The 12,636-nt window shown below is 39.8% G+C and carries 11 protein-coding genes; all 11 read right to left on the minus strand.

All coding sequences use genetic code 11. The annotated features are described in order from the left end of the window. Positions 1–18: 18 nt before the first annotated feature. The 11 genes from EDF66_RS18535 to EDF66_RS18585 all read right to left on the minus strand — a co-directional run bounded on the left by EDF66_RS18535 (position 19) and on the right by EDF66_RS18585 (position 12,580). Positions 19–879, minus strand: a complete 861-nt coding sequence (locus EDF66_RS18535; RefSeq protein ID WP_132844215.1) for a glycosyltransferase family 2 protein — start codon at positions 877–879, stop codon at positions 19–21. A 6-nt stretch (positions 880–885) separates the two neighbouring features. Next, positions 886–2,031: a hypothetical protein gene (locus EDF66_RS18540; protein WP_207898682.1), complete on the minus strand. Its 1,146-nt coding sequence runs from the start codon at positions 2,029–2,031 to the stop codon at positions 886–888. 87 nt (positions 2,032–2,118) lie between these two features. Beyond that, entirely contained in the window at positions 2,119–3,570 is a 1,452-nt protein-coding gene (locus EDF66_RS18545; RefSeq protein WP_132844216.1) for a lipopolysaccharide biosynthesis protein, read from the minus strand. Positions 3,571–3,572: 2 nt separating this feature from the next. Then, entirely contained in the window at positions 3,573–4,508 is a 936-nt protein-coding gene (locus tag EDF66_RS18550) for a glycosyltransferase family 2 protein (protein WP_132844218.1), read from the minus strand. Further along, positions 4,505–5,110, minus strand: a complete 606-nt coding sequence (locus tag EDF66_RS18555; protein ID WP_132844220.1) for an acyltransferase — start codon at positions 5,108–5,110, stop codon at positions 4,505–4,507. The genes EDF66_RS18550 and EDF66_RS18555 overlap by 4 nt, the downstream gene beginning before the upstream one ends. Further along, a complete protein-coding gene (locus EDF66_RS18560; protein WP_132844222.1) occupies positions 5,085–6,224 on the minus strand; it encodes a glycosyltransferase family 4 protein in 1,140 nt (379 codons plus the stop codon). Before EDF66_RS18560 ends, EDF66_RS18555 begins: the two co-directional genes overlap by 26 nt. Beyond that, the gene (locus EDF66_RS18565) at positions 6,193–7,374 is read right to left on the minus strand and encodes a glycosyltransferase family 2 protein (RefSeq protein ID WP_132844224.1); all 1,182 of its coding nucleotides are present in this window, start codon (positions 7,372–7,374) and stop codon (positions 6,193–6,195) included. The genes EDF66_RS18560 and EDF66_RS18565 overlap by 32 nt, the downstream gene beginning before the upstream one ends. Before the next feature lie 8 nt (positions 7,375–7,382). After that, entirely contained in the window at positions 7,383–8,288 is a 906-nt protein-coding gene (locus EDF66_RS18570) for a glycosyltransferase family 2 protein (protein WP_132844226.1), read from the minus strand. After that, positions 8,269–9,720 carry an O-antigen ligase family protein gene (locus EDF66_RS18575; protein WP_132844228.1) on the minus strand — a complete coding sequence of 484 codons (1,452 nt, stop codon included), beginning with the start codon at positions 9,718–9,720 and terminating at the stop codon, positions 8,269–8,271. Before EDF66_RS18575 ends, EDF66_RS18570 begins: the two co-directional genes overlap by 20 nt. 12 nt (positions 9,721–9,732) lie before the next feature. Further along, entirely contained in the window at positions 9,733–11,883 is a 2,151-nt protein-coding gene (locus EDF66_RS18580) for a hypothetical protein (RefSeq protein ID WP_132844229.1), read from the minus strand. Positions 11,884–11,887: 4 nt separating this feature from the next. Continuing rightward, positions 11,888–12,580 (minus strand): TolC family protein, encoded by a 693-nt coding sequence (locus tag EDF66_RS18585; protein ID WP_207898684.1) that lies wholly within the window; start codon positions 12,578–12,580, stop codon positions 11,888–11,890. Positions 12,581–12,636: the final 56 nt, after the last annotated feature.

Consider the following 12,636-nt stretch of genomic DNA (forward strand, 5'->3'; position numbering starts at 1 on the left):
AAGACAAAAATATACTAATTATTTGTTATTATTTATAATATTGGTTTCATCGTCCAGGTATTTTTCTTTCTTTGAAAACAGACCACCTAACGAACGGAATGCTTTGCGCAGCCGAATGAAAAAACTATTCATCAGAGTGCCATCTGCTCCCAATGTATGCTGTCCGGTAACCGCTCGCGCTTTGCGGCTTCGGATAAAGGCAATCTTTCCAAATGATTTAAGTCCTAGCGCCATCGAGCCATCCTCCCCGCGTTTAATATCGGTACGAAAGCCGACATTTCGTCCCTGCTCCGTACGAAATGAGAAAACCATACCACGTACACACAGCTCCGGTCTTTTGATGGCCTGTAAGTTGAGATACACATCTCTTAATGCTTCATAGCAGGTTAAAAAAAACTGCGATTGGCCGGGTTTAGGTAAAAAACTCCATAAACTGAAAGTAGCGCTTATACCTTTTTTGCATAACGTCTTTAAATGTGTTTCTGCATAATAGGGCGGATATAGGGTATCACCGTCCACACAGAGCAGATACTGGCCTCTGGCATGATCCAGTCCGCACTGTCGCGCAAAGCCAGGCCCTTGCTTGGATTCATTATAATAATGAGCTCCCACCCGCTTTAGAATTTCTTCGGTCCGATCTGTTGAATTATTATTGACGACAATAATCTCAATCGGCTGACTGCAAAGCTGATCGGTCAGCGACCACAGACATCCCAGCAGATGCTGCTCTTCGTTGTAAGCAATAACAACAATACTCAACAAAGGCTGTTTATGCGAAAACTTTTGCAGCTGCCATCTAACCTTCTCAAAAATATGTTCTTTGACTTGCCCTACTTCTATATTAAAGGCCCCTAAATAGGGTTTATACCATTTCCCCATGATCGTCTATTCTATAAAGTTATTTTGTAACGGCACAACTGATTTTAACAGCTTGCTCATCTGCGCTTGCCACGAAAGTTCTAGTATACTGCTCCGAATGGCATCTGGAGACAGCTCATTAATTTCTAAAAATTTTAAAATCTGCTCGATATCAATTGGAGATTCGTCCGGTGCTGCTTTGATGACATATGCCCGGTGATCAAAATCCGGATCTGATTCGGAATACATAAAAGGAATACCGCGGGCAGCATATTCCCGATTTTTCAACGTTCGGATGACATCTATTCCGGTTCGGTGCCTTCCTAAACTACCGATAGCAAAGTCGGCCAGATCAAAAAGATGATCCAGTGATTCGCCCCAAAGAGCACCGTGCAAGATCACCTCCTGCTCAAGACCGTACTGTTGCAAAGGAACGAGGATTTCGTGACGTTCACGATCACCGCTCAATTCACCTACAAGGTGAAAAAACACCTGACTGGACGGATGCTCCCGCTTATAAATCGAAAGCCCATGAACTAAACGATCAAAGCCATGCCAATAATGGATCTCGGCCACCGCTAATAAATGAATCTCTTTGTTACTTTTTGAAACCGGACGACGAATAGGAATAGAAGCAAAATCAATCCCGTTAGAGATCTGTAACGTAGGACGCCCGAAAATTATCTTAAAATCGGAAAAAGTAATCAATGCATTCAAATGCTCGGCTAACTGCCGGCGAAATAATCGATCTACGAATAAGTCAACTTTCATCTTAAAAGTATCATATTCCTGATCGTAAGGATAAGTTGGAATCTCCATGACAACGGGTGCTCCGGATTGACGCATACTTTTGATCAAATTGATAGTGAAAGGGTTGGCATTATGATCCGAACGGATATAAATAAGGGAAAAATTGTTTTCAGAAACATACCTGCTGATGGCGCGATAGTCGATCCGTTTCCGAATTTTGGCACATGTTCCTGTCCCAAGATCCACAAGAATATCATCATTGACCTTCCATACGCGATGGCCATTTGCCTTTACGGTATAAGAGCATAGGATGACCTCAGCACCATTTTGTTTTAAACCATTGACCTGACCCCAAATCTTTTTGCTGATCCCGTTGTACGCACTAAAACCATGAAAAACAAAAAAAAGCACCTTCAACCCCATGATATCTTATAATAATTAAATTACACCTAAATGGCTCGAAGAAATTACAAAAAAATAGATAAAAATTGCTATTAAATAATCAATAATTTAGTTCTTATTTTTTTTTCTATTGACAAACTGCATGATATCGGCCTTATAACCTCCAAACCAGACCAATAGCGTAAAAGAAGGAATAAATACCAAGCTTTTGAACATGAAATTATAAAGTTGATGCGCTGAAGTGCAAACTGAATTTGTACCATATAACAGGACAGCTAATAGCCCGGAAAACAAAAGAGGTTTCCACAGACAGGTTGCAAACACAAGTATACTTTCTTTAAAGATGACGCTATACATGAGCCAATAGGTCTGGATAAAATTGATCGTAAAGGTAATAAGAAGACATTGTGCTACCGCTTCAATACTTCCGAAATGGAATACTCCTAAAAGGATACCGGTCACATTAACTATGGCAGAAAAAAGGCCGCAGACAAATAAACTCCGGGTATCGCCAGCAGTTTGAAAGATAGATCCTGACGAAGATAAAACCAGTTGAATACCGACACTCAAGCTTAATATTTTAAAAGCAGGGATCGCCAGTTCCCATTGCGCACCGAAAAATAATAGAATAAGCTCTGCGGAAGAAAAATACAGGAAAACAGACAGTGGAAATCCAATTAAAGCGAGGAAACTAACCAACTTCAAGTTTACACGATTTAAATATTGCCGATCTTGCCCATGTAAACTCAAAATCGGATGGATAACCGGTGTAATGACCTGCGTGATATTCTGCAAGGGAAGTGACATCAGCCTATAGGACTTATCATAATATCCTAAGGGTACCATGCCCAGGTATTTACCAATTAACAGTGTATCCGCATTACGGCTGAAGTAATTAATGATATTGAATAAAAATTGATAGAGCGAATAGGAAAAAATATGCCGAAGCGACTGCAGCGAGAACCTGAACGTGAATTTTAACGGAAATCGCGCATAGGAGATCACAAAAATAAGTAAAGATGAAAATATAGGATTGACCAGCAAAGCATATACGCCCATGCCATTGAAAGCGGCAACTATAGAAACAGCCCCGCCTACTAACTGTATAATAAGACTGCGCAGGGCTATAGCCTTAAACATACGTTCTCTAAAAAATAAGGCATTAGGTACGACTGTGATGCCGGAAAGAAATAAGCTAATCGCGAGCAACTGGCAGATGGGCCGAAGGATAGGTTGATCATACCAGTCGGCAAATATTCCGGCACAGAAAAAGAAGATCAGAGCAAGGATCAAGGCAATATAGACCGAAAGCGAAAATAAAGCACTGAGTGCATTGCGGTCCAGATCTTTGTGCTGTATGACTGTTGCCGACAATCCAATATCGGCGATGAGATTGAGAAAAGCGATAGCGACGGTTGCGATAGCCACCACCCCAAATTGATCGGGCGCAAGCAAGCGCGCCAATACCGCTGTCACCAATAAAGAAATGATCAGATTGGCATATTTGGCCACTGCCGTAAAAAACACTCCCGATAACAGCTGTTTCCTTAGATCATTCATTTTTAGGAAATATAATTCTTAAACATGAGCACCTGCAGTGACCGAATCTGCACGTAGCTCCTCCAATTTTTAAGTACTGTATATAAAATTTTACAGCGATCGGCAAAGGGCAATACATGTGCTTTCCAGACAGCAGCATTTAACATATTTTTTAAATAATGGTCTACTGTATTTTTGTGCTGATGATGCCTATGCGCAAAATCGGAGAGGTATTCGGCAATCTTAAAATAACATTGTATATTAAACAGTCTTAGACTGCTGGTCATGATGGAATCGGGACGTACACGTCTTAAAAAGAACTTTTCAGGCAAATACGCGACCCGTGCAGCCTGAAGATATAATAACATGGTAAACAGTTCATCTTCGTGAAGAAGACCGACTTCAAATTTCAAACCATACTGATCGAGCAGTTCTTTCTTGATCAATACCATACAGGCAGATGAAAAAAACTCTCCCTTCTCCAATTGGCCTGCGACAGCAACAGATCCGTTAATCACCTCAAAGGGAGCTGTATACGTCCTTGCATAATTGAATCCCGCTAAAAGCTTAGCATCAGCTTCTTCTCCAAAAACCGTTGCATCGAAATAAACAAAATCCAGATTCCTGGTTTCGCAATAATCGATACAAAAAGACAACGTATCTGGACGCAACTTATCGTCACTATCCATAAAATATACATACTTTCCTTTGGCATAGGAAAGCCCTTTATTTCTTGTTGCAGAAAGCCCCTGATTTTCTTGAAAAAAAAGATGCACCCGCTCGTCCTGAACAGCCCACTGTTCCAATATAGCCCCACTGCCATCACTTGATCCATCATTGATGAGCAATAACTCAAAATTATGAAAGTCTTGCTGCATAATACTATGAATAGCCTCGTCGACGTACTTTTCTGTATTATAAACAGGCATAATGATGCTGATCAAGGGTTGGTTTTTCATACTCTTATCCAACTGTTTAATTGAAAATCATACACTTTAACCACTCTGGCGGGATTGCCTACAGCTACGCTATACGCAGGAATGTCTTTTGTGACAACAGAACCTGCGCCGATTATGGCATGCTGACCGATACTGATTCCAGATAGAATAACCACATTTCCACCGATCCATACATCATCGCCAATAGAAACCGGTGCTACAGTAACTCCCTGCGATGCAATAGTACTCTGGATATCTTCATAATTATGATTCAGCCCCGAAATGAGGACATGTTGTCCAATATTAACCTGGTTTCCAATTGTAACAGGACCTATGATCGTATTACCGATACCTATTCGCGTATGGTCGCCAATAAAAAGATCGCCAACGGCATTGTTGAGTACAGAAAAGGACTCAACCACCGAACGTACACCTAAGGAACATTGACGAAAGGGCACAAGATCGCGGCGGACACTGTTGTAAATCACAGAGCCACGGCCCCTTTTGACATACAGGAACTGCAGCATACGGACGTACCAGCGTGGCCGTGTCCGTACTGGACTCATGATGAGCCAATGAACCAATCGTTTTAATGATTTATTTTGATAGATGTACTGCTTCATAAATATCCAATGTCTTTGCCGCTGTTTGATTCCAGTCAAACTGTGCACTTCTCACGAATCCTTTGCCAACTAAAGTTTTATATAATATAGCATCATTTTCCAGCTTTAACATGCCGTCGCCAATGGAACTGATATCGCTGGGATCAATATAAACAACCGCATCTTGAGCGACCTCCGGTATAGCGGAAGTATTGGAGGTAATGACGGGCGTGCCACAAGCCATCGCTTCCAAAAGCGGTAAACCAAAACTTTCGCGAATGGAAGGATATAAAAATGCGAAAGCCTTATTATATACTTCGACCAGAAGGTCGTGGGCAATATATTCTTCTAAAATCAGGTATTCCCTTATGGCATGTAAATCCAGCTCAGTAAGCAACTGATCCAGATGCTCCTCATCCAGATCTGCCAGTAGCATTTTCTTCTTAAAGACGCTCTCCTGCAAATAATAGGCATAGGCGCGTAATGTGTTTTTAAGATTTTTTTTAGGATCTGTATTTCCTAAGAGCAACCAATAGCTTCCATTTTCCAACGCTGCAAACCGGGAATCGGAAAAACTGCTGAGTTGCCGAAACCGTGGGCTAACACCATTATAAACGGTTATGATATGCTGACTTAACTGCGGAAAAGCGGCCTTAATATTTTGCTGTTCATAATCCGATACCGTAATCACCTTGTGCACCGTTTTTAGAACTCTAGGAACGATCCAACGTCTATAGATGCGACCCAGATTCTGGTACATCGAAGAATTGCTCCCGATCTTCTTTTCCATAAAGATGATATCATGGAGGGTCAGTACAAGTGGGATATGCATGTGCAAAGGTGCTGTATTTGACGTACAGTGTAAAAGATGGGCCTGCTCTTTTTTAAGCAGACGGGGCAATAATACCTGTTCCCATACCAGATAATTAGAACTTTCCAATACAACAATGCGGAAGTTTTCTGTCGCTGTTAGGCAATGGTCTTCTCCTGGACCGACTGCAATAATATACTGATTAAACCGATCTAACTGCTGTAAGCTCCGAATCATTTCTAAAGCGACAAAGTCCATCCCATGCTTATTTCTTCGGAATATCCGTTGTGCCTCAATTACTATAATCTTCTTTTTTTTCGCCATGTGGTGTATGAACAAAAGTGGTACGTCCTGATTTAATACCCATAAAACTACGCAAGATAGCCATAAAAATAAATGGTAGTTTTAAAAAGGATATTAATGTTCGCTTATTGTAAAATCGATCTGGGACAGCTAAACAAAGTGCTATAAGAAATAAAAAATAAAGCACAAACCATTTATACATCAATATTGGCGCCAATATATAGAGAATGAAAATCCAGAGGGGAATAAAGCCCAGTAAAATAATACGTGGAGGAATTGACCACTGTACTAGTTTATCTAGCATGGACCAATTGCGCGTGCGAAAAATAGTACTTATGTTCTTAAAAGTAAGCAAAAATGTATCGATTTGTGCGGCTATCCATCGTTTTCTCTGATTGGAAAGATCTTTTCGGTTCTGTACCTTTTCATCCAGCACATACACCTCTTCCAAATAAGTGGTGAAAATTCCATCTAAAAGGAGGTGATATTCCAATTCTTTATCTTCTCCCATCGAACTAATTTTGGGCATAACCTGCTTAAACCAATTGATTTCAAACAGCATTCCCGAACCGGTCAATGCTGCCGGGAGTCCCAGATTAACATGGCCTTTCCGAAAGATCGAATTGTTGATCTCTTCACTGATACCGTCCAAATAGGCCGTATCCGTATTAGCATTCTTAGCGATACGGTGTGCCTGTATTGCTTTGCAACCTGACGCAAAGCTTCGATTAACCTGCTGTAGAAAATCGGGATACACCAAATTATCGGCATCCAAAATAACAACGGCATCGAACTGCTTATCTTGCGTAGCGCTAATAGCAAGATTAAGTGCGGCGGCTTTGGATCGATGCTCATATTTTGGAATAAGTACCGTAGCTCCCAGATGTCCCAAGGCAGCATTGGTATCATCCTGCATGCTATCGGCAACAACCACTATCTCATACAGAGATGACGGATAATCTTGTTTAAGGAAAGAACGAATGCTTTCCACAATAACAGCATCTTCTTTGTAAGCCGGAAAAATAACTAAAAACTGATGTTGAAGAGCCGTATTTTTGAAACGCTGTTTTCTAGGAATACGATAGCCTATGGAAAACACAAAAAAATAAATGATCCAGATGATAAATGGAACAAAAAATATTCCCTCAACAATATGCAGTAAGAATTCCATAGTCCCAGTTAATTTGATTTAAACAGCTTAAAGGCAGCGCGGGTCGCGGACCATATTGCATGGATATGCTTCCATTTCCCATTAAGCATAAAGCTACACATTTTTGATGTATTTGCGATCAGCAGCAGATACATAAGAGACAAAATCCTAGTCATTCCGCTGGAATTGCGGTAGGCAAACAGCAATCTATTCCGTGTCAGATAGAAGGTCTTAAAAGGGGAATCAATACCGGTGGATGCACTTTCTTTATGATAGATACAGGCTTCGGCGAAATAATACAGCTGATAACGTTTTGTGATCTGGCAACACCAGTCAAGTTCTTCGTAATATAAAAAATACGCTTCGGGCATCAGACCGATCTGATCGACCACATCACGAGGCAACAACATTGCCGCACCATGCAGGTAAGGAATTTGTATATTGCGGTTATATTGCCCTTTGTCACTCTCCCGATAACCGATCTGCTTATTGCGCAATGTAATTTTGGACAAAGGTGTACAACCGGCAAATTGGATCATATCGGCAGGATCCACATATTTAATTTTGGGGGTAATACCTCCAACTTCGGGATTTTGCTCAAAGAAAGCAAGCATAGCCAAAATCTGCGCATCGGCTTCCATAGGAAGAAGAGTATCGTTATTTATAAAATACAAAAAATCGCCCTGGGCAATGCGTATACCGACATTATTTCCCCCTGCAAAACCAAGATTAACCGAGCTGTAGCAGCCTGTGATAAAAGGAAATTCTGCCTTCAATAAAGCAAATTCATCTTGAGCTGAACCGTTATCAATAACAATGACTTCGAAAAGGAAAGAAAAAGAAATGCTATTAATGCGCTGTAAAAGCGCACGGGTATCTGCCAATCCGTTGTAATTGACGGTAATAAAAGAAAGTCTAAACAGTTGAGATGCCATAAGATAACTTTTTATCAATAACGGGAGATAGCATGATGATACCCATCAAAATATAGACGGTCTGTCCGGTAGGCATCTGATGGAGCACCTCATTGGCATATCCGGCGATCATAATACCAGCAAGTCCGGCGGTAGAAGCTGCCGCTATTGATTTTATACGGTTGTCTTGAAGCACAAACAGGACGTAGTATGTACCGAAACTTAATATGGTAAGACACATCAGGATATAAAGGATCAAACCTATAATGCCGGTTTCTACCCAGATAAACACAAAAGAAGAATCTGTTGCAATACCGTGCATAACGTCTCCCTGATTAGCATGTTTGGAGCCCCCTAGACCAATACCAAAAGGATGATCGCTCATAAAGCTTCGCATTTTTTTCTGGTTTTCCAACCTGACATTAAATGACGCATCATCAGAAAAGGAGAATGCAGTCCGCATACGGCGGATATCGGCATTGCTATTGCCAATGGTAGTGAGATTAAAGAACGAAAATGCGAGCACCAACAAGGAAACTCCCAGAATGATCCATTTCCACTCTTTGACCAAGATTATAAAAAATGCAAAACCGACAAATGGCACTGCCATTGCCGCCCGGGTACCGGAAATCATGAGACCATAAACAGCTAAAAGCGCAACGGCAATATAGAAAACACGTCGATTAGCATCCTTTTCGTAAAAGGCTAAAATTGTAAAAACAACAATACCTAACCCCATATGACAGCCAAAATTGGCAGCATCGGTAAAGAATGAAAAATAGCGGATGCCGCTATAGATGACGTGTGTATGGGCGCCAAATGTATATAACCAGGAAGACTCATACCGATCTAAACCAATGTATTTTTGACCGATCGCTTTTAATGCCCCTAATAGAATCAAAATACCCCATAAACCAAAAAATACCCTTAATTTCTCTAGGTTGTCCAGACATAGGAAAACCAATAGTTGAAAGAAAACGATGTGCATACCGATACTTCTCACTGTAGTAATCCAGTTGGCAAAGGTGGATATGGGATTGATAATCTCCAAGAGACAAAAAATCATCCATAACATGGAGATGAACAGAAATGGGTTGTAATAAAGTTTTCCCAGCGGGTTACCACGAATATAATGAAGACTTAGGCAGAAAAAATTGAATAAGATCAGCAGGTCCAATATAACCCCTGCAGGCAACGGTAGAATAATGTACCGCCCTACCCCCATGACTAGGTAAGAGGCAATATATAAGAGGAAAAAACAGCTAATCGGTGAAGAAAGGCAGTAAATGATTAACAGAAAAAGTAGAGGTAATAAGAAAAACAATATACCCATTGCTACGCCAGCAAACACGAACAGATATACACCGATTATGCCTCCCAATGTAAGTAACAGCAGGAGCAAATGATGCTTGGTAAAGATTGATGACGTTTTGTTGTAATCTGATGGCATCATATTGCTCCAATTTTATTTACCCATGGATGTCAAACCAAAATTAGCCAATTGATATTCTAAGCGGCGTAAAAATGTAAAAGGAGGTAACATGCCTGTAAATTCTTCTACAACATATTTTTCTGCATTCATTAAACAGATGACAGTAGGTGTACCTGCGGATCGCTCGAGGAGATCTGAAAATAATAATTCATCTTCCATTTTCCAGATATTATCTGCAGGTAAAACAAGTAGATTAACCATAGCTTTTTCTAAAAATAAAGAAGGAATCGCCATCAATGCCATTGAACCATGTTTTACTAGTGAAATATCATATGGAGCTAATTGATTTATCCAACCTTGATCAACCAAATATGCTCTGGAATCCGCAGTAAAATCGCGACCCTCTTTATAAGCATATACGTTTAGCCCAAGACTCTCCCAATGTTGCATTAAAAGATCAGTAAGTTTTCCTGTATCCAAAGTTGACGAAAATTTAATTACATTAATAAAATTAACATCGGTGCTGCCTTGATAAAAACCATAAAGTCTATTCGCCAAAACATGCGTTGACCTTTCTTCAATCTGTTTATTATTTTTACCTTTTCTAGCTTTTGGAAATGCGGCGACAACCTTTCCTTTGGTGATGCGTTCGGTTCGCGTTTTATCGCGTAAAGTCCGATCAAACAGTTCAAGAATTAGCAGTATCCCTAAAATAAACGCTATAGTGCCTAAAAAGACAGCAATAACGATCATCTTACGCCCGTAAGGAAGTGCATTTAATGGAAAACTTGCCGGATTAATGACCTTAAGAGTTGCAGAGTTCATTTCTAAACTTTTTAACCTTAGACGCGCAGCATTTAAACTTGATAAAATTGATAAATAAGATTGCTCTGTGAAAGAGATCCCTCTTTCCTTACGTTTGAGAACCGAGCCGATCGGTGAGTATTGGGTATATTTGTGATCTAATTCTTGTTTAAAATCGCGTGCTACATTTAATTCCGCTTCAGATCTTTTAAATTTAAGCAGTTCTTCAACCCACTGCTCCACATATTTGGAATTAGGATAGCCATTCTTAGTATACTTCTGCTCGGTATATTGATCCATAAATGTTCTAAATCCTTTTTCTTTTTCGTCCAATTCTTTAGAAAGCACTTTAAGATCCGCCCCCAGCTTTTGTTGAAGGGAATCAGCATGAAGTGTCTGAATTTTTGAAATATTGTAATTGATATCCGCGATCTGATTCATACGGGACAAAAATTCCGTATTATTACGAATCGCTCTCATATTGGCATCCATACCCGATTCAAGTTGCTTCAGTGCAGCCTGTGAGCTATTGAAAACAAATAATACATCTTGATGTCGCAATTCATATTCTTTATCCAATAATGCAATTGCTTCTGTTTGCTTATCATAATTAATAACACGATTAGCAACATTATAATTGGTAAGCGAATCTTCCTGCCCTCTCAATTCACTTCCGATACGAGCAAGCTCGGCCTCAAAATAACGAATAACATTATTTGTACTTCCAAACTGGAGATTGGTATATTCTATGGCAAATACTTTGCTCAAGATTTCTAATGTCTGGTAAGCAACTCCAGGATCATTCGCCTGATAGTTGATCTGTAAAATATCACTATTGTCAATTCTACTGATCTTGATATTTTCGCGAAGGGAACCATAACTGAAATAAGGGTGGTTCCAATTAAACAAGCCATAAACAAAGTTATCACGATCTGCCTTTTCATATTTTTCCAGATTTCTAACCGTATTTTCTTCTGAGCTTTTATCAATTAAAACACGTACATCTTTCGGCGTAATGGCAAGCAGTTCTTTATAATGTTTGGAAGAAATATAAACATTGTCACGATCAGGATCTCCATGGATCATGAGACGGGCATACAGCTGTAAAGAAAGACGCTTGATCGTTTCTTTAGAATTGATGGTATTAATGATATTCTGGATCGAATTATTCAGAACATTCCAGTCCTGTGAAGCATTAGACTCTCCCGGATCACTCCCGTAGCTCGATATGACTCCTGTATAAATAGTAATATCGGTCTTATACTGTCTATCCAGATTCTGGGTCATGTATATTGCCAGAAAAGCAAATGCCAACGGTAAAATCAATAGCCACCATTTAATTCTAAATATGGCCCGGAAAATATAATGGAAAATATTCATATTGTTATTGGCTGATTATTTTGGTCTTGCTTAAAATCTCTAATGTAAGAATTTCATTGGTTATAATGGACTCGTTGGTTTTCAAAATCTCATAAGCCTCGGTCTCCAATTTTTTGGCCGTATTGAGATCACTGATATTTGCGTTTCCTGATTTAAATTCATTCTCTGTGATTTTATAATTTGCCAAAGCAATATTATAGTCTTCGATTTTCTTCCTCAGCGTGGAAAGCGCTGTTCTCACCTTAGTATAAGAATTGACAATACGGATGCGCTGCTCATCGAACCATTTATCCAGTTCTAATTGCGTAAAACGCTTCTCCATTTTCTGCCTTTTAATTTTATTGCCTCGGTCAAATAGGTCATCCATAGGAATACTCAATCCCACAGTACCATAGTAAGAACTCTGTGTTACGCCGGACGACTGATAGAATAATGGGGTATATTCGTTTGTAAAAGCAGAATTGATGGCAATATTACCATATTGCCAAGAGCCACCGACTCGAAAATATTTCAACCAGCTCCGCTTTTCGGTGATCAATTGGTTCTCCTGCGATTCCATTTTTGCTTCATACATTTCAACGCCAGGGCTTTTTCTCGCATTTTCATAAAGCGTTTCTAATCGAGGAAGCGTTAACTTTGTAAAATCAACCATATCCAATTGATCCATTGTGGATTGGGCTTTAGATAATATACCCATGCATGTCAACAGAAACAACAAAAAAAACCTGCTATATATTCTATTCATTGAAATAA

The organism is Sphingobacterium sp. JUb20 (assembly GCF_004342035.1).
GTDB lineage: Bacteria > Bacteroidota > Bacteroidia > Sphingobacteriales > Sphingobacteriaceae > Sphingobacterium > Sphingobacterium anhuiense.

What these genes read in the sequence shown, in the direction of transcription:
- EDF66_RS18575 (WP_132844228.1), bottom strand. Translation starts at nt 9,720, where the DNA reads ATGATGCCATCAGATTACAACAAAACGTCATCAATCTTTACCAAGCAT.
- EDF66_RS18535 (WP_132844215.1), bottom strand. Translation starts at nt 879, where the DNA reads ATGGGGAAATGGTATAAACCCTATTTAGGGGCCTTTAATATAGAAGTA.
- EDF66_RS18565 (WP_132844224.1), bottom strand. Translation starts at nt 7,374, where the DNA reads ATGGAATTCTTACTGCATATTGTTGAGGGAATATTTTTTGTTCCATTT.
- EDF66_RS18570 (WP_132844226.1), bottom strand. Translation starts at nt 8,288, where the DNA reads ATGGCATCTCAACTGTTTAGACTTTCTTTTATTACCGTCAATTACAAC.
- EDF66_RS18585 (WP_207898684.1), bottom strand. Translation starts at nt 12,580, where the DNA reads ATGGGTATATTATCTAAAGCCCAATCCACAATGGATCAATTGGATATG.
- EDF66_RS18560 (WP_132844222.1), bottom strand. Translation starts at nt 6,224, where the DNA reads ATGGCGAAAAAAAAGAAGATTATAGTAATTGAGGCACAACGGATATTC.
- EDF66_RS18540 (WP_207898682.1), bottom strand. Translation starts at nt 2,031, where the DNA reads ATGGGGTTGAAGGTGCTTTTTTTTGTTTTTCATGGTTTTAGTGCGTAC.
- EDF66_RS18555 (WP_132844220.1), bottom strand. Translation starts at nt 5,110, where the DNA reads ATGAAGCAGTACATCTATCAAAATAAATCATTAAAACGATTGGTTCAT.
- EDF66_RS18550 (WP_132844218.1), bottom strand. Translation starts at nt 4,508, where the DNA reads ATGAAAAACCAACCCTTGATCAGCATCATTATGCCTGTTTATAATACA.
- EDF66_RS18545 (WP_132844216.1), bottom strand. Translation starts at nt 3,570, where the DNA reads ATGAATGATCTAAGGAAACAGCTGTTATCGGGAGTGTTTTTTACGGCA.
- EDF66_RS18580 (WP_132844229.1), bottom strand. Translation starts at nt 11,883, where the DNA reads ATGAATATTTTCCATTATATTTTCCGGGCCATATTTAGAATTAAATGG.